This is a genomic window from Streptomyces sp. 2-1 (genome assembly GCF_048564895.1).
In the GTDB taxonomy this organism is placed as follows: Bacteria; Actinomycetota; Actinomycetes; order Streptomycetales; family Streptomycetaceae; genus Streptomyces; species Streptomyces phaeochromogenes.
On record NZ_CP183383.1, the window covers coordinates 7200083 to 7225701 of the forward strand.

26 protein-coding genes are annotated in these 25619 nt (G+C 71.4%); 18 read left to right on the top strand and 8 right to left on the bottom strand.

Annotated features, from left to right (window positions below; translation table 11 throughout):
• The first annotated feature begins 2 nt into the window (after window positions 1–2).
• Together ACN20J_RS31765 and ACN20J_RS31770 are read left to right on the top strand one after the other, a co-directional pair.
• Window positions 3–986: an ABC transporter ATP-binding protein gene (locus ACN20J_RS31765; RefSeq protein WP_189837462.1), complete on the top strand. Its 984-nt coding sequence runs from the start codon at window positions 3–5 to the stop codon at window positions 984–986.
• Entirely contained in the window at window positions 979–2031 is a 1053-nt protein-coding gene (locus tag ACN20J_RS31770; protein WP_189837463.1) for an ABC transporter ATP-binding protein, read from the top strand. The genes ACN20J_RS31765 and ACN20J_RS31770 overlap by 8 nt, the downstream gene beginning before the upstream one ends.
• 163 nt (window positions 2032–2194) lie before the next feature.
• On the opposite strand, the gene ACN20J_RS31775 is transcribed toward ACN20J_RS31770, so the two are convergent.
• Window positions 2195–4312 (bottom strand): prolyl oligopeptidase family serine peptidase, encoded by a 2118-nt coding sequence (locus ACN20J_RS31775; protein ID WP_419667351.1) that lies wholly within the window; start codon window positions 4310–4312, stop codon window positions 2195–2197.
• Between the two features lie 176 nt (window positions 4313–4488).
• Here ACN20J_RS31775 and ACN20J_RS31780 point away from each other — a divergent pair, with 176 nt between their 5' ends.
• The 9 genes from ACN20J_RS31780 (at window position 4489) to ACN20J_RS31820 (ending at window position 13296) form a co-directional block, all read left to right on the top strand.
• Window positions 4489–4683 (top strand): hypothetical protein, encoded by a 195-nt coding sequence (locus ACN20J_RS31780; RefSeq protein ID WP_055611106.1) that lies wholly within the window; start codon window positions 4489–4491, stop codon window positions 4681–4683.
• A 46-nt stretch (window positions 4684–4729) separates the two neighbouring features.
• Window positions 4730–5626 (top strand): N-acetyl-1-D-myo-inositol-2-amino-2-deoxy-alpha-D-glucopyranoside deacetylase, encoded by an 897-nt coding sequence (mshB, locus tag ACN20J_RS31785; RefSeq protein ID WP_419667352.1) that lies wholly within the window; start codon window positions 4730–4732, stop codon window positions 5624–5626.
• A gap of 40 nt (window positions 5627–5666) precedes the next feature.
• A complete protein-coding gene (locus tag ACN20J_RS31790; RefSeq protein ID WP_143636598.1) occupies window positions 5667–6092 on the top strand; it encodes a DUF6113 family protein in 426 nt (141 codons plus the stop codon).
• A gap of 160 nt (window positions 6093–6252) precedes the next feature.
• Entirely contained in the window at window positions 6253–8700 is a 2448-nt protein-coding gene (locus tag ACN20J_RS31795; protein ID WP_419667353.1) for a hypothetical protein, read from the top strand.
• A 123-nt stretch (window positions 8701–8823) separates the two neighbouring features.
• Window positions 8824–9672, top strand: coding sequence for an ABC transporter substrate-binding protein (locus ACN20J_RS31800; RefSeq protein WP_419667354.1), 849 nt, complete (start codon window positions 8824–8826; stop codon window positions 9670–9672).
• 126 nt (window positions 9673–9798) lie between these two features.
• Window positions 9799–10728, top strand: coding sequence for an ABC transporter ATP-binding protein (locus ACN20J_RS31805; protein ID WP_190229700.1), 930 nt, complete (start codon window positions 9799–9801; stop codon window positions 10726–10728).
• Between the two features lie 59 nt (window positions 10729–10787).
• The gene (locus ACN20J_RS31810; RefSeq protein WP_189838429.1) at window positions 10788–11528 is read left to right on the top strand and encodes an ABC transporter permease; all 741 of its coding nucleotides are present in this window, start codon (window positions 10788–10790) and stop codon (window positions 11526–11528) included.
• Window positions 11525–12685 (top strand): sensor histidine kinase, encoded by a 1161-nt coding sequence (locus ACN20J_RS31815; protein ID WP_361904412.1) that lies wholly within the window; start codon window positions 11525–11527, stop codon window positions 12683–12685. The genes ACN20J_RS31810 and ACN20J_RS31815 overlap by 4 nt, the downstream gene beginning before the upstream one ends.
• Window positions 12682–13296 carry a response regulator transcription factor gene (locus tag ACN20J_RS31820; RefSeq protein ID WP_362000328.1) on the top strand — a complete coding sequence of 205 codons (615 nt, stop codon included), beginning with the start codon at window positions 12682–12684 and terminating at the stop codon, window positions 13294–13296. Before ACN20J_RS31815 ends, ACN20J_RS31820 begins: the two co-directional genes overlap by 4 nt.
• 15 nt (window positions 13297–13311) lie before the next feature.
• On the opposite strand, the gene ACN20J_RS31825 is transcribed toward ACN20J_RS31820, so the two are convergent.
• Together ACN20J_RS31825 and ACN20J_RS31830 are read right to left on the bottom strand one after the other, a co-directional pair.
• A complete protein-coding gene (locus ACN20J_RS31825; protein WP_419667355.1) occupies window positions 13312–14214 on the bottom strand; it encodes a transglutaminase-like domain-containing protein in 903 nt (300 codons plus the stop codon).
• Between the two features lie 17 nt (window positions 14215–14231).
• On the bottom strand, window positions 14232–15335 hold the full coding sequence (locus tag ACN20J_RS31830) for a GNAT family N-acetyltransferase (protein WP_419667356.1): 1104 nt from the start codon (window positions 15333–15335) through the stop codon (window positions 14232–14234).
• Window positions 15336–15476: 141 nt separating this feature from the next.
• Here ACN20J_RS31830 and fdxA point away from each other — a divergent pair, with 141 nt between their 5' ends.
• Both fdxA and ACN20J_RS31840 read left to right on the top strand, forming a co-directional pair.
• On the top strand, window positions 15477–15797 hold the full coding sequence (fdxA, locus tag ACN20J_RS31835) for a ferredoxin (protein WP_019058397.1): 321 nt from the start codon (window positions 15477–15479) through the stop codon (window positions 15795–15797).
• A gap of 173 nt (window positions 15798–15970) precedes the next feature.
• Window positions 15971–17071 carry a bifunctional succinyldiaminopimelate transaminase/glutamate-prephenate aminotransferase gene (locus ACN20J_RS31840; protein ID WP_189837473.1) on the top strand — a complete coding sequence of 367 codons (1101 nt, stop codon included), beginning with the start codon at window positions 15971–15973 and terminating at the stop codon, window positions 17069–17071.
• 63 nt (window positions 17072–17134) lie between these two features.
• Here the strand turns inward: ACN20J_RS31840 and ACN20J_RS31845 are convergent, their stop codons facing one another.
• Both ACN20J_RS31845 and ACN20J_RS31850 read right to left on the bottom strand, forming a co-directional pair.
• On the bottom strand, window positions 17135–17542 hold the full coding sequence (locus ACN20J_RS31845; protein ID WP_189837474.1) for an ATP-binding protein: 408 nt from the start codon (window positions 17540–17542) through the stop codon (window positions 17135–17137).
• 364 nt (window positions 17543–17906) lie between these two features.
• Window positions 17907–18899, bottom strand: a complete 993-nt coding sequence (locus tag ACN20J_RS31850) for a heavy metal transporter (RefSeq protein ID WP_189838430.1) — start codon at window positions 18897–18899, stop codon at window positions 17907–17909.
• 118 nt (window positions 18900–19017) lie between these two features.
• On the opposite strand from ACN20J_RS31850, the gene dapE reads away from it, so the two are divergent.
• Window positions 19018–20097, top strand: coding sequence for a succinyl-diaminopimelate desuccinylase (dapE, locus tag ACN20J_RS31855; protein ID WP_326728596.1), 1080 nt, complete (start codon window positions 19018–19020; stop codon window positions 20095–20097).
• Between the two features lie 106 nt (window positions 20098–20203).
• Window positions 20204–20962 (top strand): TIGR00730 family Rossman fold protein, encoded by a 759-nt coding sequence (locus ACN20J_RS31860; RefSeq protein WP_189837476.1) that lies wholly within the window; start codon window positions 20204–20206, stop codon window positions 20960–20962.
• Window positions 20963–21284: 322 nt separating this feature from the next.
• Here the strand turns inward: ACN20J_RS31860 and folP are convergent, their stop codons facing one another.
• A complete protein-coding gene (folP, locus tag ACN20J_RS31865) occupies window positions 21285–22145 on the bottom strand; it encodes a dihydropteroate synthase (RefSeq protein ID WP_419667357.1) in 861 nt (286 codons plus the stop codon).
• A gap of 148 nt (window positions 22146–22293) precedes the next feature.
• Here folP and ACN20J_RS31870 point away from each other — a divergent pair, with 148 nt between their 5' ends.
• Together ACN20J_RS31870 and ACN20J_RS31875 are read left to right on the top strand one after the other, a co-directional pair.
• Window positions 22294–22647, top strand: a complete 354-nt coding sequence (locus ACN20J_RS31870) for a DivIVA domain-containing protein (protein ID WP_361901723.1) — start codon at window positions 22294–22296, stop codon at window positions 22645–22647.
• Window positions 22644–23228, top strand: a complete 585-nt coding sequence (locus tag ACN20J_RS31875) for a DNA-3-methyladenine glycosylase I (protein WP_419667358.1) — start codon at window positions 22644–22646, stop codon at window positions 23226–23228. Before ACN20J_RS31870 ends, ACN20J_RS31875 begins: the two co-directional genes overlap by 4 nt.
• 54 nt (window positions 23229–23282) lie before the next feature.
• Here ACN20J_RS31875 and ACN20J_RS31880 read toward each other — a convergent pair whose 3' ends face one another.
• Window positions 23283–24089 (bottom strand): enoyl-CoA hydratase/isomerase family protein, encoded by an 807-nt coding sequence (locus ACN20J_RS31880; RefSeq protein WP_419667359.1) that lies wholly within the window; start codon window positions 24087–24089, stop codon window positions 23283–23285.
• 370 nt (window positions 24090–24459) lie between these two features.
• Between ACN20J_RS31880 and ACN20J_RS31885 the strand changes: the two genes are divergently transcribed.
• Window positions 24460–24627 carry a DUF3117 domain-containing protein gene (locus ACN20J_RS31885; RefSeq protein WP_003966491.1) on the top strand — a complete coding sequence of 56 codons (168 nt, stop codon included), beginning with the start codon at window positions 24460–24462 and terminating at the stop codon, window positions 24625–24627.
• A 145-nt stretch (window positions 24628–24772) separates the two neighbouring features.
• Here ACN20J_RS31885 and ACN20J_RS31890 read toward each other — a convergent pair whose 3' ends face one another.
• Entirely contained in the window at window positions 24773–25471 is a 699-nt protein-coding gene (locus ACN20J_RS31890; RefSeq protein ID WP_281198615.1) for an O-methyltransferase, read from the bottom strand.
• Window positions 25472–25619: the final 148 nt, after the last annotated feature.

Consider the following 25619-nt stretch of genomic DNA (forward strand, 5'->3'; position numbering starts at 1 on the left):
CCGTGCTGCTCGAAGTGCGCGATCTGCACGTGGAGTTCAGAACCAGGGACGGCGTGGCCAAGGCCGTCAACGGCGTCTCCTACAGCGTGGACGAGGGCGAGACGCTCGCCGTGCTCGGCGAGTCCGGCTCCGGCAAGTCCGTGACCGCCCAGGCGATCATGGGCATCCTCGACACCCCGCCCGGGAAGATCACCGCGGGCGAGATCCTCTTCCAGGGCGAGGACCTCCTGAAGTTCAAGGAGGAGGAGCGGCGCAAGGTCCGCGGCGCCCGGATGGCGATGATCTTCCAGGACGCGCTGTCGTCCCTGAACCCGGTGCTGAGCGTCGGCGCCCAGCTCGGCGAGATGTTCACCGTCCACCAGGGCATGTCCAGGAAGGCCGCCAAGGCCAAGGCGATCGAGCTGATGGAGCGGGTGCGCATCCCGGCCGCGGCGGCCCGCGTCGGCGACTACCCGCACCAGTTCTCCGGCGGCATGCGCCAGCGCATCATGATCGCCATGGCCCTGGCCCTCGAACCGGACCTGATCATCGCCGACGAACCCACCACCGCCCTCGACGTCACCGTCCAGGCCCAGGTCATGGACCTCCTCGCCGAGCTCCAGCGCGAACTCAACATGGGGCTCATCCTCATCACCCACGACCTCGGCGTGGTCGCGGACGTCGCCGACCGGATCGCCGTGATGTACGCGGGCCGGATCGTCGAGTCCGCCCCGGTCCACGACATCTACAAGGCCCCCGCGCACCCCTACACGAAGGGCCTCCTGGAGTCGATCCCGCGGCTCGACCAGAAGGGCAAGGAGCTGTACGCCATCAAGGGCCTGCCACCGAACCTCATGCACATCCCGCCCGGCTGCGCCTTCAACCCGCGCTGCCCGCTGGCCCAGGACGTCTGCCGGACCGACGTACCGCCGCTGTACGACGTGACCGAGGCGGGCACCGACCGCGTGAGCGCCTGCCACTTCTGGAGGGAGTGCCTCCATGGCTGAGCCGATCCTCCAGGTGCGGGGCCTGGTCAAGCACTACCCGCTCACCCAGGGCATCGTCTTCAGGAAGCAGATCGGCGCGGTGAAGGCCGTCGACGGCGTCGACTTCGAACTCGCCGCGGGCGAGACCCTCGGCATCGTCGGCGAGTCCGGCTGCGGCAAGTCCACGGTTGCCAAGATGCTGGTCAACCTGGAGAAGCCGACGGCCGGCGAGATCGCGTACAAGGGCGAGGACGTCACCAGGCTCTCCGGCCGCGCGCTGAAGGCCGTCCGCCGCAACATCCAGATGGTCTTCCAGGACCCGTACACCTCGCTCAACCCGCGCATGACCGTCGGCGACATCATCGGGGAGCCCTACGAGATCCACCCCGAGGTCGCGCCGAAGGGCGACCGGCGCCGGAAGGTCCAGGACCTGCTGGACGTGGTCGGGCTCAACCCGGAGTACATCAACCGCTATCCGCACCAGTTCTCCGGCGGCCAGCGCCAGCGCATCGGCATCGCGCGCGGTCTGGCCCTGCGCCCCGAGATCATCGTCGCGGACGAGCCGGTGTCCGCCCTGGACGTGTCGGTGCAGGCCCAGGTCATCAACCTGATGGACCGGCTCCAGACCGAGTTCGACCTGTCGTACGTGTTCATCGCGCACGACCTCTCGATCGTGCGGCACATCTCCGACCGGGTCGGGGTGATGTACCTCGGGCGGATCGTGGAGATCGGCAAGGACGCCGAGATCTACGACCACCCGACGCATCCCTATACACAGGCCCTGCTGTCCGCCGTGCCCGTCCCGGACCCCGAGGCCCGCGAGCACCGGGAGCGGATCATCCTCTTCGGCGACGTCCCCTCGCCGGCGAACATCCCCTCCGGCTGCCGCTTCCGCACCCGCTGCTGGAAGGCCAAGGAGCGCTGCGCCCTGGAGGTCCCGCTGCTCGCGGTCCCCGCGGAGTTCCGGCACGAGGCGGCCGGTCCGGCGGCCCACGACTCGGCGTGCCACTTCGCGGAGGAGAAGCAGGTGGTCCCACCGGAGGAGCCGTCGGACGACGTGAAATAGCATGACAAATGCGCATCAACTTCGTTAACACGCAGGCAACTTCGCCGACCCGATACCGATATACGGACGCGTCAGTCTGAACAGCGTACGGCCGTGCGGGTGCCGTAGACCGGCCGGGGCGCGCCATGTCTCCCCGGCCGGTCGCATGTCCGCGGCGGGGTCGCTACGGCAGGTTCAGGGACCGCTTCAGGAAGTCCACCTGGAGCAGCAGCAGATTCTCCGCGACCTGCTCCTGCGGGGTCATGTGCGTGACCCCCGACAGCGGCAGCACCTCGTGCGGACGGCCCGCGGCCAGCAGCGCGGAGGACAGCCGCAGGGAGTGCGCGACCACCACGTTGTCGTCGGCGAGACCGTGCACGATCATCATCGGCCGGGCCGGCTCGGCGGCCTCCACCAGACCGTCGTCGTCGATCAGCGAGTTCGCCGCGTACACCTCCGGCTGGGTGTTCGGGTCGCCCAGATACCGCTCGGTGTAGTGGGTGTCGTACAGCCGCTGGTCCGTCACTGGTGCGCCCACCACACCCGCGTGGAAGACGTCCGGGCGGCGCAGCACCGCGAGCCCCGCGAGATAACCGCCGAACGACCAGCCGCGGATCGCCACCCGGTCCAGGTCCAGCGGGAAGCGTTCGGCGAGCGCCCGGAGCGCGTGGATCTGGTCGTCGAGGACGACCGCCGCGAGATCGTCCTTGATCGACTTCTCCCAGGCCGGCGAACGGCCCGGCATGCCCCGCCCGTCCGCGACGATCACGGCGAACCCCTGGTCGGCGAACCACTGAGGGGCCAGATACGCGTTGTGCGCGGCCAGCACCCGCTGCCCGTGCGGTCCGCCGTACGGGTCCATCAGCACCGGCAGCGGGCCGTCGGTGTAGTCCGTGGGGAGCAGAACGGCGCACGGCACACGGCGCTCGCCCGCCTCCGTGAGCGTCACGCGCGGGCTCAGCCCGGGGTGTTCGGCGTACGAGGTCACGGTCGCCGCGGACTTGCCGTCGCGCAGCACCTGCACCTGGGCGCCCGGCCGGTTGGGCACGGCCGACACGAGCACGGTCACACCGCCCGCGCGGACCGCCGAGTGGACACCTGGTTCCTGCGAAATCCGTTCCACACCAAGGTCGTTGACGCGGTAGACGTGCACCTCGCCGATCTCGGGGGAGGCCGCCGCCGCACCGGCCGACGCGGCGACCAGTACGTCGTCGTCCGACACGTCCAGCACCGCTCGCACATGCAACTGCGGTCCCGTCAGCGGGCGTTCACCGACCGCGAGCACGCGTGCCCCGCCCTCGTCGGCGATCCGCACGAGCTGTCCGCTCGGGCTCCAGCTCGGCACCCCGGGGAAAAGATCAAGCCATTGTGGATCTTCGTCCGCGTGCACCATCCGGGTCGCCCCGGTGTCCGGGTCGACGGCCAGATAGAGCTGGCTCGCCTGGTCGCGCGCCTGGACCAGCAGCAGCGGTGCTCCGGCCGCCGACCAGTGCACCCGCGCGAGGTAGGGGTAGCGCGCCCGGTCCCATGCGACCTCCGTGCGCGCCCCCTGGAGGCCGACCACGAAGAGCCGCACCTCGGCGTTGTCCGTCCCGGCCGCCGGATACGCGACCTGCTGCGGATCCCGCTCGGGATGCGCCGGATCGGAGATCCACCAGCGGCGTACGGGGGCGTCGTCGGCCCGGGCGACCAGCAGCCGGTCCGACTCCGGCGACCACCAGAAACCACGCGAACGGCCCATCTCCTCGGCCGCGATGAACTCGGCGAGACCGTAGGTGACCGTGTCGGACTCCGGCTCCACGAGCGCCCTGTCGTCCTCCCCCTCGGCGCCGACGACCCTCAGGGCGCCCCCGGAGACGTACGCGACGAGTCGTCCGTCGGGGGAGGGGCGGGGGTCCAACACCGGCCCCGGAACCCGCAGTTCACGTGCCGTGCCCGCCCGCAGCTCCGCGGTGAACAGCCGCCCCGACAGGGCGAAGGACGCCAGCTCCACGGCCGCGTCGGTGGCATAGCCGACGATGCCCGCCCCGCCCTCGCGGCTGCGCTCGCGCCGGGCCCGCTCGGCCGCCGACAACCGCTCCGAGGAGCCTCCGAGCAGCGCCCCCGGATCCGCGGCGGGGCGTTCCTCGCCGCCCGCCAGGTCGAGGACCCACAGCTGGTTCGCCCGGTCCGTACCGGACGAGGACCGCAGGTACACGACACGGGAACCGTCGGGCGCCACGGTGAAAGCACGGGGCGCGCCGAGCGTGAAGCGCAGGGTGCGCGCCTGCCGGCGCGGGAAGGAGAGAGGCTCGGTCGTCATGCTCCGACCATATTGGCCATGCGCCCCCTTGTGCGGCCGTGCGCCGATCAATGCGCACGTACGAATAGTTATGATCACTACTGCTGCGTGGGTATCAACCTGCTGGCCGTTGTACGGATTTACTGCCCCCATCATCCGACCCCCCGCGTCCCTGGGATCCTTGGAGGTGAGCCGCCGTGGCACTCTCGATTTCGGCGGTGGTGCTGCTGGCGATCATCGTCTTCATCCTGATCAAGAAATCAGGGCTGAAGGCGCCTCACGCCATCGTGTGTGTCCTGTTCGGCTTCTACCTGGCCAGCTCGACGATCGCACCGACGATCAACGATCTGACCACGAACATCGCGGGCATGATCGGAGACATCAAGTTCTGACCCACGCCTCGTAGGGTTCTGCCCCACGCCTCGTAGGGTGGGGTCCATGACGGAACTGCCCTCCCGGCGTCTTCTCCTGGTGCACGCGCACCCGGACGACGAGGCGATCAACAACGGCGCGACCATGGCCAGGTACGCGGCCGAGGGCGCCCACGTCACGCTCGTGACCTGCACCCTCGGTCAGCGGGGCGAGGTCATCCCGCCCGGCCTCGCCCCTCTGTCGGGCGAGGCCCTCGGAGAGCACCGCCGGGCCGAGCTCGCCGCGGCGATGCGCGAACTCGGGGTGAGCGACTTCCGCTCCCTCGGCGGCCCGGGCCGCTACCACGACTCCGGGATGATGGGCCTGCCCGACAACGACGACCCGCGCTGCTTCTGGCAGGCGGACGTCGACGAGGCGGCCACGGACCTCGTCCGCGTGATCCGCGAGGTGCGCCCCCAGGTGCTCGTGACCTACGACACGAACGGCGGCTACGGCCACCCGGACCACATCCAGGCCCACCGCGTCGCCATGCGCGCCGCCGACCTGGCCGCGGAGCCCGGCTTCGGTCCGGAGCTCGGCGAACCGTGGACGATCGCAAAGATCTACTGGAACCGCGTACCGCGCCCGGTCGCCGAGGAGGGCTTCGCCCGCCTGAAGGACGTCCTCGACGAACTGCCGTTCCCCGCCTCCGCCGCCGTCGACGACGTGCCGGGCGTGGTGGACGACTCCCTGATCACCACGGAGATCGACGGCACCCCCTTCGCCGCGGCCAAGGCCGCCGCGATGCGGGCGCACGCCACCCAGATCGAGGTCGTCGAGCCCTGGTTCGCGCTCTCCAACCAGCTCGCGCAGCCGCTGTTCGTCGTGGAGTACTACGAGTTGGTGCGTGGCGAGCGCGAAGGACCGGCGCGGGAGACGGACCTGTTCGCCGGGACGGCCGAAAAGGATGAGGGTGTCCGATGAGTCGTCGTGGATGTCCGACACGTAATGAAGTGAGTGGCTGATGAGTACGGCGAACAGGCCGGGTGCGGGCAGCATGCTCGCCGAGCCCCCGCGAGCGCCCTCGGCCGGACGGATCCTCGTCCACCTGGGGCTCTTCGTGCTGGGTGCCGTGGTCGGGGCGGCCGGCGGACTGGTCCAGTCGGGCCTGTTCCCCGGCGGGCTGCTGCTCGCGCTGGCCGGCGCGGCGGGGCTCTTCGTCGGCGGGGGACGGGCGACCGGTGGCCGGGGCGGGGCCGTCGCACCCGCGGCCGGCTGGATGATCGCGGTCGTCCTGCTCACCGCGAGCAGGCCGGAGGGAGACTTCCTCTTCGCCGCGGGAGCGGGCTCCTACCTCTTCCTGCTCGGCGGAATGGCCGTGGCTGTGATGTGTGCCACCCTTGGCCCGGGGCGGCAACCAGGTGGGCCCGCCGCCCGACTTGGCAAGTGACGTACCACTTCGCCACAGTGCGCAGGTGCAAGTCCGGTGTGGGTTTCCCCTACGGCCGAAGGTTGCGGGCGACAAGTGGCCAGTATGGTGGTGCGCGCCGCCGAGCCGCCCGAATCGAGGTCGAGTACACGGGCGGTGGAGCCAACCAGGAGAACCTGCCTTGAGTCGTGAAACTGACAGTCCGTCCTCCGGGCCCAACGGGCGCGGCGGAACCGCATACCCGTCGGGGACTCCGCCGTACGGAACGCCCAAGGCTTCCGACGGCGCCGCCGACAACGGACGTTCCGCCGGTGACCGGCCGGAACAGCCCAAGACCGAGACCACGCTGACGACGCGGATCCGCATCAACATCCCCGGATCCCGGCCCATTCCGCCGGTCGTCGTGCGCACACCCGTCGGAAGCGGTGAGACCTCCGACAGCACGAGTGTGCCCACACCGGCCCCTGTCGACACCGGGCCGAGCACCGGCGTGGGCGGGCCCGTGGACTCCGACACCGGGTCCCACCCCATGCCCACGGCCGCCGCCGAGGACAAGACCAGCGACTGGTTCGCGCCCCGCAAGTCCGGTGCGCCCAAGGGCGGTCCGGGCGGTGGCGGCACCAACGGCGCCGGTACGCCCGGCGCTTCGGGTGCTCCGGCCCCCGGCACGGGAGTTGGCGCTTCCGGTGCCCCCGCCGCACGGCCCTCCGGCTCAGGTGCGCCCAAGGGCGCCGGTGCCGGTGGTGCGGCCAGGCCCGGTGGCTCCCGGCCAGGCGGCACCAACGGCGCGGGACTGGCCGGCGCGGGCGGTACCGGGCCCGTGGCCCCCGGCCACGGCGGCGGTACCGGTTCCTTCGACGTGTCCGCGGCACTGGCGGCGGGGCCGCTGGGCAGCGGCCCCGGCAGCTCGCCGTATCCGACGGACGGCACGGGCGACGGCGGCGGTGAGCCGCGGCGCGACGGGCTTCCCTACTTCTCCGGCGGCGGCCAGGGCGGACCTTCGGGCCCGACCGGCGGGCCGGTCACCGGCGACGGCCAGCTGAATCCGCCCGGCACTGTGCGCGGCGGAGCCCCGGGCGGACCCGGTGGTCCCGGTCTCCCCGGTGGTCCGGGCGGCCCCGGTGCACCCGGCGGTCCGCGTGTCCGTGGTGGCATGGGCGACCAGAACGGCCAGGGTGCCGCCGCGTTCCACGGCGCTTCCGGCGGACCGGCTGGCCCCGGCGGCCCCGGAGCCCCGGACGGCTCGGGCTTCCCCGGCCCCAACGGCGCCCAGAACGGCTCCGGCTTCCCCGGCGGACCTGGTGGGCCCGGTGGCCCCGGCGGTCAGGCCGGCCCTGGTCAGGGTGGCCCCGGCGGCCCTCCCGCCTCCGGCTTCCCCGGCGGCAAGGGCGCCCAGCACGGCTCGTCCTTCACCGGAGGACCCGGCGGCGGGATGAGCGACGACACCGCGATCCTCACCCCGCAGAAGCCCGCCCCCGAACCCGGTACGCCGGGCTACGGCGGCCCCGGTGAGAACGTCTCCGGACACACGCTGACCAGCGGCATCCCCGTCGTACCGCCCGCCCCGAACTCCCCGTTCGGGCCCGGCGCACACACCGACGGACCGCTGCCGCACCAGCCCCCGAAGCTGCCCGAACCCGTCTCGCCGGCGGCGCCCGCGGCCTCGCGGACCAAGAAGAAAAAGGGCCGCAACAAGCTGGTGCTCCTGGTCACCGGCGTGGTGACCCTGGGCGGCATCGCGTACGGCGCCGGACTGCTGATGAACCACTCCGACGTGCCCAAGGGCACCACCGTGCTCGGCGTCGACATCGGCGGCGGCACCCGTGACGAGGCCGTCAAGAAGCTCGACGACGCCTTCAAGGCGCGGGCCGCCAAGCCGCTGCAGCTCTCGGTCGAGGGCGACACCGTCGCGCTCAGGCCGGACCAGGCCGGTCTCCAGCTCGACAGCCAGGCGACGGTACGGTCCGCGGCGGGCAGCGACTACAACCCCGTCTCGGTGATCGGCTCGCTGTTCGGCAACCATCGCGTGGTCGACCCCGCGATGCCCGTCGACGAGGAGAAGCTGACGGCCGCCCTGGAGCGCGCCGCGGGCGGCTCCGGCTCGGCGACCGAGGGCACGATCAAGTTCCAGTCGGGCAAGGCCGTCGCCGTCTACGGCAAGGCGGGCAAGGGCATCGACACCGGACAGTCGACGGAGGCCGTCGAGGAGGCGTACCGCGCCCAGGTGGAGACCGGTAAGGCGGCGACCGTCAAGGTTCCCACCACGGCCAAGGAGCCCAAGGTCACCAAGGCCGAGGTCGACCGCATGATGAAGGCGTTCGCGCAGCCGGCGATGTCGGCCAACGTGACGATCAAGGCCGGCGGGGTGGAGCTCCCGTTCAGCCCGGAGAACTCCCTGTGGAAGTTCCTCGGAGTCAAGGCCAACGCCCAGGGGAAGCTGGTCGAGTACTACGACCTGGAAGCGCTGAAGGAGTTGTACGGCGGCGCCTTCGACGGCGTGCTGATCACCCGGGGCAACGGCAAGAAGACCCCCGTCACACCTCAGGACGTGGTCGGCGCGATGCGTCCGGCGCTCCTCGGCAAGACGGCGGCGGACCGTGTCGGAGTGATCGAGACCAACCCCAGCTAGTCGCGGACTGGTTGAAGGGGGCACCCGGTGATGGCCGGGTGTCCCCTTGTCTCGTTCCGGCGACCGGCTCATCGTGGCCCGAGTGGCCCGCGCCGGGCGGGCGTCGAAGGGGCGGGTGCCGGTATGGGCTGGGAGTTCACGGACGACCGGGGGATCACGTTACGGCGCATCGGGCGGCCCGAGAGGGTGGCCGCGTACGTCCGCGCGGGCGCGGCTCTGTGGGATCTGGGGGTGCGGCCCGTCGGCGTGTACGGATCAGGCCACGACGGCGACGAGCCCGACCGCGCCAAGTCCGGCGCCCTGGCCGACGTCCCCTACCTGGGCGCGGGCAGGGGACTCGACGACGGCGCCATTCGTTCCGTACGGCCCGACATCGTCGTCGACGTCACGTACGACCGGGACAAGCCGTACGCCGTCACGGAGGCGGCGGCGAAACGGGCCGGCGCACCCGTCCTCGCCCTCGCGGTCGGCGGCGACACCTCGCTGCCCAACATCCTGGCGCGCTTCGACCAGCTGGCGGTGGCCCTCGGCGGCGAACCGGCGGGCGGGGACAGCGAGTTGGCCGCCGCGGAGGACGCCGTGCGGTCCGCCGCCTCCGTTCCGCTGAAGGTGCTCGCGCTGTCGGCCGCCGGAGCCCGCCAGGTGCATCTCGCCCGGCCCGGGACCTGGCCCGAGCTGCGTCATCTGGCCGAGCTGGGCGTGGAGTTGGTCGAGCCCGGCGACGGGGGCGCGAACTGGGCCACGACCACCTGGGAGCGTGCCCTCGGCCTCGCCCCCGACCTGGTCCTCGCGGACGCCCGCGCGAACGCCGTACCGGCGGGGGAGCTGGAGTCCGTGCCCGCCTGGGAGGCCCTCACCGCGACCGCGACCGTGGAGCCCTGGAACCCCGAACTGCCGTGCAGCGCCCACGCGTACGCCGCTTTCCTCCGCTCGGTGGCGGACGCGCTGGAGGTGCTGGGGGACAAGAGGTGAGCTTCGTGTGACCCCCTGACCGCCTCGGCCGGTCGCCTCCGCGTACCCGCACATGACATCTGTCATCCGGGAGTCACGACGGCCGACACTGCCGGGCGGGGCCCGTCTCCCGCCACGCTGGGTCACATGACAGCGACTGCGACAGCGGAGGCCACCGGCTCGGTGGTCGGGTTCGATCAGGTGACCAAGACCTACGGAAGCGTACGGGCCGTGGACGGGCTCACGCTGGCCCTGCACCCGGGCGAGACCGTGGCCCTGCTGGGGCCGAACGGCGCGGGCAAGTCGACCACGCTCGACCTGCTGCTCGGCCTGAAGCACCCGGACAGCGGCTCGGTGCGGGTGTTCGGCGGCAGCCCGCGGGACGCCATCGTCGGCGGGCGCGTCGGCGCGATGCTGCAGAGCGGCGGGCTGATGGACGAGGTCACGGTCGGCGAACTGGTGCGGCTGGCCTGCGACCTGCACCCGAAGCCGTTCCCCGTGTCGGACGTGCTCGCCCGCGCGAGCCTCACACAGATGGCGGACCGCAAGGTCAACAAGCTCTCGGGCGGCCAGCAGCAGCGCGTGCGCTTCGCGCTCGCCACGGCCGGGGACAGCGACCTCATCGTGCTCGACGAGCCGACGACCGGCATGGACGTCTCCGCGCGCCAGGCCTTCTGGGCCACCATGCGCGAGCAGGCCGACCAGGGGCGCACGGTCCTGTTCGCCACGCACTACCTGGAGGAGGCCGACGCCATCGCCGACCGCGTGCTCGTCCTGCACCGGGGTCGGCTGCTCGCGGACGGCACCGCCGCCGAGATCAAGGCGAAGGCCGGCGCCCGGCGGATCGCGTTCGACCTGGAGGGGCCGATCGACGAGCCCGCGCTGCGCGACCTGCCGTTCCTCACCTCGCTCGACGTGTCCGGCCACACGGTCCGCATCCAGTCCTCCGACGCCGACGCGACCGTCCACGCCCTGTACGGGCTCGGTGTATACCCCCGCAACCTCGAAGTGGCCGGGCTCGGTCTGGAGCAGGCCTTCGTCGCCATCACCGCCGCCGAGGAGGCGCGCACCTCATGAACGCCACGAACCCCGTCAAGGCCATGACCCCCGCGAGGGCCAGGAACGGCATGTCCGGCATGAACGGCCTGATCAGGCTGGAGATCATCCGCGCCCTGCGCAACCGCAAGTTCCTGTTCTTCTCGGTGATCTACCCCTCGGCCCTGTTCCTGCTGATCGCGGGCAGCGCCGACAGCACCACGAAGGTCGACGGCACCGGGCTCACCCTGCCGACCTTCTTCATGGTCTCCATGGCGTCCTTCGGCGCCCTGACCGCCGTCCTCATGGGCAACAGCGAGCGCATCGCCAAGGAGCGTGAGAGCGGCTGGGTACGGCAGTTGCGGCTCACCACCCTGCCCGGACGCGGCTATGTCCTCGCGAAGACCGCGAGCGCCGCCGTGATCAGCCTGCCGTCGATCGTCGTCGTCTTCGTGGTCGCGGCGGCCGTGAAGGACGTACGCCTGGACGCCTGGCAGTGGCTCGCGCTCACCGGCGCGATCTGGGCGGGCAGCCTCGTCTTCGCCGCGCTCGGCGTCGCCATCGGCTACATGGCGAGCGGTGACGCGGTCCGCCCGATCACGATGATCGTGTACTTCGGCCTGTCCATGCTGGGCGGACTGTGGATGCCCACGACGACCTTCCCGGACTGGCTGCAGGACATCGCGAAGTGGCTGCCCACGCACGCGTACGCTGCCCTCGGGCAGGCCATCGAACAGAGCCGGGCCCCGCACGCGCAGGACCTCGCCATCCTCGCCGTCTCCTTCGTCCTGTTCGCGGGCGGCGCGGCCTGGCTGTACAGGAAGGACACGCTGAAGGCGTGAGCGGTGTGGAGATCGGCATCGGGCAGCGCCCCACGAACCGGAGGCAGCGGGCGGTCAAGCTCCTCTGGACCAGCATCTGGCTCGCCTATCTGAGCGCGCCCGTGAGCGACCTGCTGCACGGCGGGCACAGCGACGGAGTCCGGGTCCTCGGCGCCATCGGCCTGGTGGCCTTCGTCGTCTGGTACTTCGCCCTGATCTTCCGCGCCGGACGCGGTGAGACGAACGGTGTGGTGCTCGGCTCACTGGCCGTGCTCGCGGCCCAGTCCTCGATCCTCTCGCTCACCCTCGGCCGCGAGTGGCTCGTCCTGTTCGTGTACGTGTCGGTCGCGTCCGGCGCGGCACTGCCCCCGCGGCTGGCACGGCTGACCGTCCCGGGCGTGTCCGCGCTGATGACGGTGATCGCCCTCTCCGTACCGGAGGGGAACGAGTACCTGGCCTCGCTGCTCCTCCCGGCACTCCTCGGCGGTTTCGCGATGGTCGGCGTCCGCACCCTGATCCGTACGACGATCGAGCTGCGCGAGGCCCGCGCCACCGTCGCCCAGCTCGCCGCCAACGAGGAACGGCTGCGGCTCGCCCGCGATCTGCACGACCTGCTCGGCCACTCGCTCTCGCTGATCACGCTGAAGAGCGAGCTCGCGGGCCGGATGCTGCCCGACCACCCCGACAAGGCGGCCCAGCAGGTCGCCGACATCGAGAACGTCAGCCGGCAGGCCATGGTCGACGTCCGGGAGGCGGTCACCGGCTACCGGCGGCCCCGGCTGACCGGCGAACTCGCGGGTGTACGGGTCGCCCTCACGGCGGCGGGCATCACGGCCGAACTGCCGGCCGAACCGGACCTCACGGGCGTCGCCTCGGAGACCGAGTCCGCACTGGCCTGGGCGCTGCGCGAGGCGGTCACCAACGTCGTACGCCACAGCGGGGCCCGGCGCTGCACGGTCGAGCTGGTGCGGCGCCAGACGCTGGAGGGGCCGGTGCTGGAGCTGACCGTGGAGGACGACGGCGGCGGGGCGGCCGGCGGTCCCGGCAACGGGCTGACCGGACTGCGGGAGCGGCTGGAGAAGGTGGGCGGGGAGCTGGAGGCGGGAAGCGCACGGCACGGTTTCCGGCTGCTGGCCCGAGTACCGGTGGGCACGGCGGCCGTAGGATCCGGGGCATGAGCCGAACGATCAAGGTCCTGCTCGCCGAGGACCAGTCGATGGTCCGCGAGGCACTGGCCGCCCTGCTCGGCCTCGAACCGGACATCGACGTGGTGGCACAGGTCGCCCGCGGCGACGAGGTGCTGGCCGCCGTACGCGCGCACGACGTGGACGTCGCCCTCCTGGACATCGAGATGCCGGGCGCCACCGGCATCGAGGCGGCGGCCGAACTCCACCGGGAGTTCCCCGAGCTCAAGCTGGTCATCCTCACGACCTTCGGCCGCCCCGGCTACCTCCGCAGCGCCATGGAGGCGGGCGCCGACGCCTTCCTGGTCAAGGACGCCCCCGCCGCCCAGCTCGCCGCGGCGATACGCAAGGTCCTCACCGGCGAACGCGTCATCGACCCCGCACTCGCCGCGGCTGCCCTGGCCGAGGGCGCCAACCCCCTGACCGACCGCGAACGCGAGGTACTCCGCGCCGCGGCCGACGGCTCCACCAACGCCGACCTGGCAACGACCCTCCACCTCTCCCACGGCACGGTCCGCAACTACCTCTCCACAGCCATCCAGAAACTGGCGGCCCGGAACAGGGCGGAGGCGGTCACGATCGCGCGGGAGAAGGGCTGGCTGTAGGGCCCGTCAGGCATCTCAGTTGAGCATGGCCCGCGCGGCCCGGGCCTGCCGCCGAACCCGATCGGCGGCAGGCTCGTCAACGGCGGCCACGACCTCCGCGTACGCGTCGAGTTCCAACGCCCCCGTAAGGAAATCCCCCCGCTCGACGAGCAACTGCGCCCGGTCGTACCGAAGACGAGCGGGATGGGACGGCAGCAACAGAGAAAGCTCGACGGCCCACAGCGCGACATCGGACCGCTCCGGCCGCGCGGCGGCCCAGGCACGAATGTTGTTGAGGATGCGCAGGACGACGTCCAGCGGATCGGCGGGCGACAGCATCGAAGGATCCAGCGGCGCCCCCGTCGCACCGGCCACCAGCAACTCGGCATCGGTCCCGGTCAGCACCCGGCCACCGTCGAAGGGATCGACGAGAACCTGCTGCTGGAAGAAAGCACTGAGCGAAGCTCCTTGAGGGGCGGTGGTCGGGTGACGGGTGGGAGGACCGAAGCCCACGACGAAGTGCCCCGGCAGCGCGACCCCGTACACCGGGGCCCCCGCCCGCCGCGCGACCTCCATCCACACCACCGACAGAAGGATCGGCAGCCCGCGCCGCCGTCGCAGGACCTCGTGCAGCAGCGAGGAGTCGAGCCGCTGATAGTCACCGGGCGTGCCCCGGAACCCGCAGCGGTCACCGAGGTGCTCGGCGAGTGCTGTGGCCCAGGACCGCGGCCCGCCGGGCCGGAACGGCAGCTCCCCGGCCAGCCGGTCCAGCTCGATCTGCGCCGCGTCCATGCCGGTCTCGTCCAGCTCCCCGTCCGCCTGGGCGCCCACCAGCAGACACAACGCCGACAGATCGGGCCGCTCGGCCCGCGCCTCGTCGCCGAACCGCCGCCGCCACTCGGCGCTCCGCTCGGGCCCGGGAGGATGAAGAGGACGCATAGCTGCCTCGTGCCCTTTCACACCGATCGATACCGCTCTGTGGCTCCGCCACGGATTTCGCCGCCGGGGAGGCGGCCGACGTGTTCGTCGGCACCCGCGGAGGCCCCGCCGTCCGTTGCCGTGGGCCCGAGGTAGTGGTGGTACGCGTGATGCGCCGCGAAGCCCATCCGCGCGTACAGGGCCCGGGCGCCCGCGTTGTCGGCCTCCACCTGGAGCCAGGCCGCCGAGGCGCCCTCGGACAGCGCCCGGCGGGCCAGGGCCGTCATGACCGTGGTGGCGAGACCCTGGCGGCGCAGGGACGGGTCGACCTCCACCGCCGCGAAACCGGCCCAGCGTCCGTCGATCACACAGCGGCCGATCGCCGCGGGTATGCCCGGTTCGGCGCCCGGCACGGTCGCGAACCACACCGAGGGGCCGCTGCCCAGCACCTGCAGGGCCACCTCGCTCACGCCCTTGCGCTGGTAGCGGCCGAGCCAGGCCTCGTCCGCCTCGCGCGCCAGCGCGACGGTCCGGTCGGGGCCGGGGTCCGGGAGATCACCGATCGGGGCCAGAGCGCCGATCCACATCTCCGCGGTCACCTCGCGCACCCACCCCCGCGCCTCCAGCTCCGCGCACAGCAGCTCCTGCGTGCCCGCCGCTCCGGTCGCGGTCTGCACATACGCGGGCAGCCCCCGGGCCGCGTACCACTCCTGTACGAGCGACAGTGTCTCGTCCAACGGGACGCCCGGGTCGCCGAGGGGAAGCACCGAGTTGGCGCGCCGGGTGAACCCCGCGGCGGCCCGCAGCTCCCACTCGCCGAGCCGCTCGCGCTCGACCGGTTGCCAGGCCCGGGCGGCGACCCGCGCCAGTTCCTCGTACGAGGCGGCGGGGCCCTTCCGCCGAGCGGGCGCGGCGGGCACGACCTTGCCCGCCACCAGCGCCGATTCCGGAATACGGACGCTCTCCCCCGACCGTCGTGTGATCAGCAGCACACCGTCGTCCCATGATGTGAGAACGCCAACCGTGTCGGTGAACTTCTCACCCTCAGGAGGGTCTTCGCGCAACCGTCTCACCGAGACGCGTTTCCCCACGTCAGCGGGGGTAACACGGACTTCGAGACGGAAGTGTGCGGAGAATTCCACAGCTCAGTCCAACCCTCCTGTTCGGATCATGCCCAAGAACGGAGATACTAGGTGCGGGCATCGACGACGCCGCGCTCCCGCGCGCCAGGTGGCGGAGCCTGAAGACGGCTCGCCAGCGCCCTATCGAGGAGGAACGACAGCGTGACCTACGTCATCGCGCAGCCTTGTGTCGACGTCAAGGACAAGGCGTGCATCGAGGAGTGCCCGGTCGACTGCATCTACGAGGGCTCCCGGTCCTTGTACATCCACCCGGACGAATGCGTCGACTGTGGTGCCTGTGAGCCGGTCTGCCCGGTCGAGGCGATCTTCTACGAGGACGACACTCCCGAGGAGTGGAAGGACTACTACAAGGCGAACGTCGAGTTCTTCGACGAGCTCGGCTCGCCCGGCGGTGCCAGCAAGCTGGGACTCATCGAGCGCGACCACCCCTTCGTCGCAGCGCTGCCGCCGCAGAACCAGTAAGCGCCGGTACGTACGCCGGGGGCCCCGCCCAGCGACGCCGGGGCCCCGCCCGGCGGTAGAAGCGCCGCCTCGGTCCCGTACGGCCTGCCGCCGTACGGGACCGAGGCGTTTGCCGTACGTGCCACCCGTCCGTGCGGACGCCCGCGTCCGTACGAGAAAGTGAGCCAGAACCCGTGTCCGCAGTCTCCGACCGGCTTCCCACCTTCCCCTGGGACAAGCTGGAGCCCTTCAAGGCGACGGCCGCCGCTCACCCGGGCGGCATCGTCGACCTGTCCGTCGGCACCCCGGTCGACCCGGTGCCCGACCTGATCCAGAAAGCCCTGGTCGCGGCGGCCGACTCGCCCGGCTATCCCACGGTGTGGGGCACGCCGGAGCTGCGGGACGCGCTGGTGAGCTGGTGCGAGCGACGGCTGGGCGCACGGGACTTCACCCACCGCAACGTCCTGCCGGTGGTCGGTTCCAAGGAACTGGTGGCCTGGCTGCCCACGCAGCTGGGCCTCGGCCCCGGCGACCGGGTCGCCTACCCGCGCCTGGCGTACCCGACGTACGAGGTGGGCGCACGCCTGGCCCGCGCGGACCATGTCTCGTACGACGACCCCACGGACCTGGACCCCACCGGCGTCAAGCTCCTGTGGCTCAACTCCCCGTCGAACCCGACCGGCCGGGTGCTCTCCCTCCCGGAGCTCACCCGGATCGTGGCCTGGGCGCGCGAGCACGGCATCCTCGTCTTCGCCGACGAGTGCTACATCGAGCTGGGCTGGGAGGCCGACCCGGTCTCGGTCCTGCACCCAGAGGTGTGCGGCGGCTCGTACGAGGGGATCGTGTCGGTCCACTCGCTCTCGAAGCGGTCCAATCTGGCGGGCTACCGCTCGGCGTTCCTGGCCGGTGACTCCGCGGTCCTCGGCGACCTGCTCCAGATCCGCAAGCACGGCGGAATGATGACCTCGGCGCCCACCCAGGCCGCGACGGTGGCCGCCCTCTCCGACGACACCCACGTCCAGGAACAGCGCGCCCGCTACACGGCCCGCCGCACCGCCCTGCGCGACGCCCTCCTGGCCCACGGCTTCCGCATCGAACACAGCGAGGCCAGCCTCTACCTCTGGGCCACCAGGGACGAGCCCTGCTGGGACACGGTCGCCCACCTCGCCGACCTGGGCATCCTCGTGGCCCCGGGCGACTTCTACGGCCCGGCGGGCGACAGGTTCGTCCGCGTGGCACTGACGGCGACGGACGAACGGGTACAGGCAGCGGTGGCCCGCTTGGCGCCCCTTTAGAGGCACAAGCGAAGGGGTCCAGGGAACTCCCTGGACCCCTTCCCCGTAAAGCCCCCGGGGGGCTTAGCCGAGCGGCAGGCCCTGAAGCGGCAGCTGCTCCGCCCCGGGCAGCCCACCACCGGTGGCCCCCGCGGTGTCACCCAGCACGCCACCCGCGGTCCCGGCGACATCCCCGGCCGTCTTCTGCGCGGCGGGAGTCGTGGTCTTGACGGCCTTGCCGCCGGTCTTGCCCGCGGTCGGCACGGCCTTCTTGACGGCCTTGCTGCCCGCGTCACCCGCGAGCCCGGTGGCGTTCTGCGCGGCGCCGTCGACGGTGGTGCCCGCGTTGTCCAGCGCGGTCAGCCCGCCGAGGTCGGGGGTGGCCGGCAGTTCGGCCGCGCTCGCGGAGCCGGCCGCACCGACCCCGGCTGCCGCTCCCGCTGCGACGAGCAGCGCGGCACGGGCGATCCGGCGGGTCAGGGGGAGGGACATGATGCTCCTTTGACGGAAGAGAACGGTGAAATGTCGTCCCGCGCCCGGCAGTTGACCGGCTGGCTGTCGGTCTTCCGTCGATCGACCGGCTGTTGATCGTTCCGGGCTCGGACGCAGTGACTACCGCTCGAAGTCCGCGAAGGTTGCGGTGGCCCAACGTAAAGAGTTGGCAATGCGTCGCATTATCGGCTGTGGAGAAACCCGGGCAAAGAACGCCCGGTGGGAAAGTCTGCCGAATCGCTACGGCCCTTTGATCCCAAGGGATTTGGCGGATTCGCCAGAGGCGCCGGAAGGGCCGGAGGAAATACCTGGCCGGCCGTCGACATGCCGCGCCGGGCATGCCCCCAACGGGTGACGGCCCGTACTACTGACCGGTGACGATTCGGACTTCGCCCGTGGAGTTCCACGCGCCCGAGTCGTCGCGCCACTCGCTGCGGGTGCTCCCGGCCGTCCACGCCCGGCCCGCGTACGAGACGCGCTCGACGTGCAGCGCCGACGAGTTGGCCACCGCCCAGTGCGCCAGGGCCCAGCCGCGCCGCCGCTCCCCGCCCTGCGCTGCCGGGGTCTTCGGGACGGTCACGGTCACGGTGCGCGTGCCGCCGGGGCCGTTCGAGGCGGTGGATGAGGTCGACGGCACGGCCGTCGAGGCCGACGGGGAGGCCGAGGGCGTGGCGGCCACCTCGGCGCCCGTCTCCTGGAACGCGTCGCGCCCGAAGTCCCGTACGAGCGCGGCACGCACCGCGTCCGGGCCCTCGGGCGGTGTGCTCGGACGGCCCTCGCAGGTGAAGGTGGCGGCGGCGCGCCCGGTCAGGGCCGCGGCGAGGAGCGTGGCGTCCGGCTCGTGCTTCGCGTACGCCTCCGGGAAGCCGCTGCGCTGGACGCGCTGCGCGGCGACGGTGAGCGGCAGGTCCGTGTAGTCCGGCACCTTCTCCAGGTGCTCGTAGAACTCGCCCGCCGCGTACGCCGGGTCCAGGATCTCCTTCTCGGTGCCCCAGCCCTGTGACGGCCGCTGCTGGAACAGGCCCAGGGAGTCACGGTCGCCATGGCTGATGTTGCGCAGGGCGGACTCCTGGAGGGCCGTCGCGAGGGCGATGGTGACGGCCCGCTCGGGCACTCCGCGGTTGGTGCCGACGGCCGTGATCGTCGCCGCGTTCACCGCCTGCTCCGCCGTGAACTGGTACGACGCCCCGTCGCCCTTGCCGGAGACGACCGTGCACTTCGGTTCTCCGGTGCTCCCTGTCAGGTACTGCACGGCGAGATAGCCGGCGAGGGCGAGCAGCACGGCGAAGGCGGCTCCGGAACGGAGGAGACGGCCACGGCGTACGGACCTGGCGGAGGTGGGGGACGGCTCTGGCACGCGTACAAGGTACTGGAGAGTACTGTCGGCCATCTGTGGGACTGTGGACAAGCCAGTGACGGCAGAGGTATCAGGCCACCGACAGGGCCGGGACACGGGCCGCGTTAGGGTCGACGGCATGGCCGACACCCAACTTGACCTCGCCCTGGACGCCGCCCGGCTCACCGCGCAGCTCGTCGACTTCCCCTCCGAGAGCGGCACCGAGAAGCCCCTCGCGGACGCGATCGAGGGCGTGCTGAGGGCCCTGCCGCACCTGACGGTCGAGCGGTACGGCAACAACGTCGTGGCGCGTACGAACCTGGGCCGGGCCGAGCGCGTGATCCTGGCCGGCCACATCGACACGGTCCCGATCGCCGACAACGTGCCCTCGCGCCTCGACGAGGACGGCGTGCTGTGGGGCTGCGGCACCTGCGACATGAAGTCAGGCGTCGCCGTCCAGCTGCGGATCGCGGCCACGGTCCCGGCCCCCAACCGCGACCTCACCTTCGTCTTCTACGACAACGAAGAGGTCGCCGCACACCTCAACGGGCTGAAGCATGTCTCCGAGGCACACCCTGAGTGGCTGGAGGGCGACTTCGCGGTCCTCCTGGAGCCGTCCGACGGGCAGGTCGAGGGCGGCTGCCAGGGAACCCTGCGCGTGCTGCTTCGCACAAAGGGCGAGCGGGCCCACTCCGCGCGCAGCTGGATGGGCTCCAACGCCATCCACGCCGCCGCCCCGATCCTCGCGCGCCTCGCCGCCTACGAGCCGCGCTACCCGGTCATCGACGGCCTGGAGTACCGCGAGGGCCTCAACGCCGTCGGTATCTCGGGCGGGGTGGCGGGCAACGTCATCCCCGACGAGTGCGTGGTGACCGTCAACTTCCGTTACGCGCCCGACCGCACGGAGGCCGAAGCGCTGGCCCACGTCCACGAGGTCTTCGCCGACTGCGGCGTCGAGGAGTTCGTGGTCGACGACCACAGCGGCGCGGCGCTGCCGGGCCTCTCCCACCCCGCTGCCGCCGCCTTCATCGAGGCCGTCGGGGGCACCCCCCAGCCCAAGTACGGCTGGACGGACGTCTCCCGCTTCAGCGCGCTCGGCGTTCCGGCCGTCAACTACGGCCCCGGGAACCCGCATCTGGCACACAAGCGGGACGAAAGGGTGGAAACCGCGAAGATCCTCGCGGGCGAGGAGCGGCTGAGGGCGTGGCTGACCGCATGACCCGTATCTGACGGCGGTTCATGGCGGACATGTCGGCGTCCCCCCTCCGTAACCCGCGTAGATCTACGCTGGGGTGGAACGACCCGCACGCGTGAAGGGAGCGGACATGGCTACTGGCAACCCGGAGGGCAAGAAGCGGCCACCGGAGGAGCAGCGGCTGGGCCCCGTGCTGCGCAGGCGGGGGCAGGTGCAGGCGAGCACGACCGACCAGCGGCTGCTGGACGCCGGCGGGCCCTCGGACTGGGTCCACACCGATCCCTGGCGGGTGCTGCGCATCCAGTCGGAGTTCATCGAGGGCTTCGGCACGCTGGCCGAACTGCCGCCCGCGATCAGTGTGTTCGGCTCGGCTCGGACGAAGGCGGACTCTGCGGAGTACGAGGCCGGGGTCGCGCTCGGGCGCGGGCTGGTCGAGGCGGGGTTCGCCGTCATCACGGGCGGTGGCCCAGGCGCCATGGAGGCCGCCAACAAGGGCGCCTGCGAGGCCAAGGGCATCTCCGTCGGGCTCGGCATCGAGCTGCCCTTCGAGCAGGGGCTCAACCAGTACGTCGACATCGGGCTCAACTTCCGGTACTTCTTCGTCCGCAAGATGATGTTCGTCAAGTACGCCCAGGGCTTCGTGGTCCTCCCCGGCGGCCTCGGCACCCTCGACGAACTCTTCGAGGCCCTCACCCTCGTCCAGACCCAGAAGGTCACCCGCTTTCCGATCGTCCTCTTCGGCACGGAGTACTGGGGCGGGCTGGTCGACTGGCTCAAGAACACCCTGATCGCCCAGGGCAAGGCCTCGGAGAAGGACCTCCTCCTCTTCCACCTCACGGACGACGTGGACGAGGCGGTGGCACTGGTTTCGAAGGAGGCGGGGAGGTAGGGGGGCTTTTCCCTCGCCCCCGCCGCCCCTACCCGTCCCGTCCCCTGGGGGCTGCCGCCCCCAGACCCCCGCATCGCGCTACCGCGCTCGTCCTCAAACGCCGGACGGGCTGGGTGGGCGGGGGCTGGCGGGGTGGGTGGGTTGACCGGGGTGGGTGGGAGATCGGCCTGAACGGCCTCGTCCTCAAACGCCGGACGGGCTGACTGTGTCGGCCCGGGCTGCGGAAAATCCAGCCCCTCCGGCGCTTGAGGAGCGGGGGTTCGGGGGCGGAGCCCCTGAAAAGGGACGGGAATGGGTAGGGGCGGCGGGGGCGAAAAAAGCCCTACGCCAGCCCCCGCCGGGCGACGGCCGGCGGGCGGTGGCCGGCGATCGACGCGACCATGTCCAGGACCTGCCGCGTCTCGGCGACCTCGTGGACCCGGTACACCTGCGCCCCCAGCCACGCCGACACGGCGGTGGTCGCGAGCGTCCCCACCACCCGCTCCTTCACCGGCCGATCGAGCGTCTCCCCCACAAAGTCCTTGTTGGACAGGGACACCAGCACGGGCCAACCCGTATCCACCATCTCCCCGAGCCGCCGCGTCGCCTCAAGACTGTGCCGCGTGTTCTTCCCGAAGTCGTGCCCGGGATCGATGAGCACGGACTCCCGAGGCACCCCCACCGCCACGGCCCGCTCGGCCAGCGCCACGGTCACCCGCAGGATGTCGGCCATGACGTCGTCGTAGGCGATGCGGTGGGGACGGGTCCGGGGCTGGGTCTCCCCGGCGTGCGTACACACGAGCCCCACCCCGTACCGCCCGGCGACCTCCGCGAGCAGCGGATCGACCCCGCCCCACGCGTCGTTGAGCAGATCCGCACCCACGTCGCACACGGCCTCGCCCACCTCGTGCCGCCAGGTGTCGACGCTGATGATCACGTCGGGGAACCGGCGCCGCACCTCGGCGACGAAGCCGACCGTCCGCCGCGCCTCCTCCTCGGCGGTGACCTCCTCGCCCGGCCCGGCCTTGACCCCGCCGATGTCGACGATGGCGGCGCCCTCGGACACCGCCTGCTCCACGCGCGCGAGCGCGGGCTCGTCGCGGAAGGTGGCGCCCTGGTCGTAGAAGGAGTCGGGGGTCCGGTTCACGATCGCCATGATCACCGGCTCGTGCGCCTCGAACTCGCGCCTGCCCAGCCTGAGCATCCCCTGTGACCTCTCCCAGTAGTTGGCAACGGATGTCGCCGTTCCGCCGCCTGCGACCCTAACTGTCAGAGTCGCATGGCACGATCGGAGCCTGATACTTTCCGCGCCGACGCGCCCGCGTCGGCACCAGAGTGTGGGGACCTCAGCGATGTTCATGTTCTTGTTCCTGGTCGTCGCCCTCGTCGTGGTGGTCGGCGCGGTGACTCTCTCCGTGGTGGGCGGCGGTGAGAGCGGCGCCCTTCCCGAGACCCCGCCGGAGCGGCTCCAGGACCCGCTGCCCCTGGACCGCCCCCTGCACCGCGGTGACGTGGAGGCCCTGCGCTTCCCGCTCACGATGCGCGGCTACCGCATGGCGGACGTGGACGACGCCCTGGGCCGCCTCGGTGCCGAGCTGGCCGAGCGGGACGCCCGGATCTCCGACCTGGAGGCCGCGCTGGCCGGAGCGGCCCACGCGGCCCGGTCCACCTCCCTGGAGAAGCCCGCCGAGGAGGACCACCGGTGAGCGACGCCCTGAAGGGCTCGGACGGCGCCCTGCGCTGCCCCTGGGCCCTGTCCACCGAGGACTACGTGGCGTACCACGACGAGGAGTGGGGCCGCCCGGTCCACGGCGACGACGCGCTGTACGAGCGGCTGTGCCTGGAGGCCTTCCAGTCAGGTCTCTCCTGGATCACGATTCTGCGCCGCCGCGAGGGCTTCCGTACCGCCTTCGCGGGCTTCAAGATCTCCGAGGTCGCCACGTTCACGGACGCCGACAAGGAGCGCCTCCTCGCCGACCCCGGCATCATCCGCAACCGCGCCAAGATCGAGGCGACGGTGGCCAACGCGCGCGTGCTCACGGAGTGGGCGCCGGGCGAGCTGGACGAACTGATCTGGTCCTTCGCTCCCGACCCGGCGACCCGCCCGGCCCCGAAGGCCCTCGCCGACGTCCCCGCGGTCACCGACGAGTCGAAGGCCCTCTCCAAGGCCCTCAAGAAGCAAGACATCCGCTTCGTCGGCCCGACCACGGCCTACGCCTTGATGCAGGCGTGCGGCCTGGTCAACGACCACCTGGCGGATTGCGTGGCCAGAGACGCCGCCCTTTAGGGGCGTGGGGAACTGCGCGACGGCGCCCACCGGCCCGCAGCTCCCCACAAACGGTCACCGCCCCAGATACTTCGGCTTCTCCTTGTTGACGAACGCCTGCACAGCGATCACGTGATCCTCGGAAGACCCGGCCCGAGTCTGCAGCTCGTCCTCCTTCTCCAGGGTCTCCTCCAGCGAGTGGGTCAGCCCGAACGCAAGAGACTCCTTGAGCGCGGCGTACGCCAAGGTCGGCCCCTCGGCCAAACCCCGAGCCACCTTCACCGCCTCGGCGGCCAGGTCGGCGGACGGCACGATCCGGTTGGCGATCCCCAGCTCGTACGCCTCCTGGGCGGTGATGCTGCGCGGAAAGAGCAGCAGATCCGCGGCCCGCGAGGGCCCGACGACCCGGGGCAGCGTCCACGAGATCCCGGAGTCGGCGGTCAACGCGACCCCGGCGAACGACGTGTTGAAGGCGGCGGTGTCGGCGACGATCCGATAGTCCGCCGCGAGGGCGAAACCGAAGCCGGCGCCGGCCGCGACCCCGTTGACGGCTGCCACGACCGGCTTCGCCGCTCCGGTCAGGGCCCGCACGATCGGGTTGTAGTGCTCCTGGACGGTGCTCATGACACCCCCGCCCGAGCCGGACTCGCGCGCCGCCATCAGCCCGCCGATGTGCTCCTTGAGGTCCTGGCCCACGCAGAAGGCCCGGTCACCGGCGGCGGTGAGCAGCACGGCCCGTACGGAGTCGTCACCCGCGGCTGCCTGTGCCGCCTCGCGGAAGGCGACCTTGGTCTCGATGTTCATCGCGTTCATCGCCTCGGGGCGGTTGATCGTGATCGTCGCGAGTCCGTCGCTCACCTCGTAGAGCACGGTGTCGGCCATGGGGGTCCCCTCCGGTTCGCGGCTCCGTCGTACCCGTCGGTACGTCCTGGTCTGAGGACAGCATGGCGGAGATCATGAGCGGCGGCGGGGTTCGGACATGTGACCTGCGTCAAAGAATTCCGGCGTCCGAAAGTCCATGCAGCGGCGCGGCAGCGGCGCAGTATCGCAGCCACTTCGGCGAATTGAGTGGTTTTGCTCAAGCGCGTTGCGCAAGCGATGCCGACTGATGTTGGTCATCGGGTCCTGAGATGCGGGATAATGGCCTGGAAGCAATGTGTTCGATGCCGGTGACGCGTGTCCGACGAGAGGATGCGTGCCCTTCAGTGGGGCCGTCGGCGACGATGAGCTGGTTTCAGGAAGGGGAACGAGCATGGCGGCCATGAAGCCGCGGACGGGCGATGGCCCGCTCGAGGTGACCAAGGAGGGGCGGGGCATCGTCATGCGCGTTCCGCTCGAAGGCGGCGGTCGGCTCGTCGTCGAGCTGACCCCTGACGAGGCCGACGCGCTCGGCGACGCCCTCAAGAAGGTCGTCGGCTGACGCGGAACGCGACCATACCTGTCCACTGCCCCGGCATCCAAAGTGATGCCGGGGCAGTGGGTTTTCAGGGGTACGACGGTGACGTACGCCATGTGTGTTCGCGCAGGTCAGCAGGGGTTTTGGGGTGGTCGGGCGAGGGTGCGGATCAGCGTTTGACCGCGCACAGCAGGCCGTCGCCGACCGGCAGGAGCGAGGGAATCAGCTCCTGGCTCTCGCGGACCGTGCGCAGCAGTTCGCGCAGCCGCAGGACCTCCGTGGGCTGCGGGCCCGACTCCACGGTCCGGCCGTTCGCGAAGACACCCTCGAAGACGACCAGGCCACCGGGCCTGAGCAGGCGCAACGATTCAGCGAGGTAGTCGAGGCTCTCGAGACGGTCGCCGTCGCAGAAGACGAGGTCGTAGCCGGCGTCCGCGAGCCGGGGCAGGACGTCCAGCGCGCGGCCCGGGATGAAGCGGGCCCGGTTGCTCGCGAAGCCGCACGCGCGGAAGGCCTGGCGGGCGAACTGCTGGTGCTCCGGCTCCGGATCCACGGTCGTCAGTACACCGTCCGGCCGCATGCCGTGCAGAAGATGCATTCCGGAGACCCCGGTCCCGGTGCCGATCTCCGCGACAGCCTTGGCGTCCACGGTGGCGGCGAGCAGTCGCAGCGCGGCGCCCGTCCCGGGCGACACAGAGCGCAGCCCTGCGTCCCGGGCCCGGTCCCGGGCCCAGTGCAGTGCTTCGTCCTCGGCGACAAAGGCGTCGGCGAACGCCCAGCTCGTCAGCCGGTTGCCGGTAATGGCCCTCTCCTGTCCCCGTGGTTGCCTGGGCGTGACTGTATCCGTTGCCGCCGGGAACCCGCAGATGGGACCAGGCGTTTAGAGGGGGTGGAGAACTACGCGGGGGTAGCAGATGGATCAGGACACCGAGCAAGTGCTGACGCAGCCATATGAGCGCGTATCAATTTCTCGTAAAACCGCTTATCCGGAGCTAACGGGCGAGGTGGCTATGGTA

Coding starts and splice junctions, on each gene's coding strand:
- ACN20J_RS31770 (WP_189837463.1), top strand. CDS start 979: ATGGCTGAGCCGATCCTCCAGGTGCGGGGCCTGGTCAAGCACTACCCG.
- ACN20J_RS31775 (WP_419667351.1), bottom strand. CDS start 4,312: ATGACGACCGAGCCTCTCTCCTTCCCGCGCCGGCAGGCGCGCACCCTG.
- mshB (WP_419667352.1), top strand. CDS start 4,730: ATGACGGAACTGCCCTCCCGGCGTCTTCTCCTGGTGCACGCGCACCCG.
- ACN20J_RS31790 (WP_143636598.1), top strand. CDS start 5,667: ATGAGTACGGCGAACAGGCCGGGTGCGGGCAGCATGCTCGCCGAGCCC.
- ACN20J_RS31800 (WP_419667354.1), top strand. CDS start 8,824: ATGGGCTGGGAGTTCACGGACGACCGGGGGATCACGTTACGGCGCATC.
- ACN20J_RS31805 (WP_190229700.1), top strand. CDS start 9,799: ATGACAGCGACTGCGACAGCGGAGGCCACCGGCTCGGTGGTCGGGTTC.
- ACN20J_RS31810 (WP_189838429.1), top strand. CDS start 10,788: ATGAACGGCCTGATCAGGCTGGAGATCATCCGCGCCCTGCGCAACCGC.
- ACN20J_RS31820 (WP_362000328.1), top strand. CDS start 12,682: ATGAGCCGAACGATCAAGGTCCTGCTCGCCGAGGACCAGTCGATGGTC.
- ACN20J_RS31825 (WP_419667355.1), bottom strand. CDS start 14,214: ATGCGTCCTCTTCATCCTCCCGGGCCCGAGCGGAGCGCCGAGTGGCGG.
- ACN20J_RS31845 (WP_189837474.1), bottom strand. CDS start 17,542: ATGTCCCTCCCCCTGACCCGCCGGATCGCCCGTGCCGCGCTGCTCGTC.
- dapE (WP_326728596.1), top strand. CDS start 19,018: ATGGCCGACACCCAACTTGACCTCGCCCTGGACGCCGCCCGGCTCACC.
- ACN20J_RS31860 (WP_189837476.1), top strand. CDS start 20,204: ATGGCTACTGGCAACCCGGAGGGCAAGAAGCGGCCACCGGAGGAGCAG.
- folP (WP_419667357.1), bottom strand. CDS start 22,145: ATGCTCAGGCTGGGCAGGCGCGAGTTCGAGGCGCACGAGCCGGTGATC.
- ACN20J_RS31870 (WP_361901723.1), top strand. CDS start 22,294: ATGTTCATGTTCTTGTTCCTGGTCGTCGCCCTCGTCGTGGTGGTCGGC.
- ACN20J_RS31880 (WP_419667359.1), bottom strand. CDS start 24,089: ATGGCCGACACCGTGCTCTACGAGGTGAGCGACGGACTCGCGACGATC.
- ACN20J_RS31885 (WP_003966491.1), top strand. CDS start 24,460: ATGGCGGCCATGAAGCCGCGGACGGGCGATGGCCCGCTCGAGGTGACC.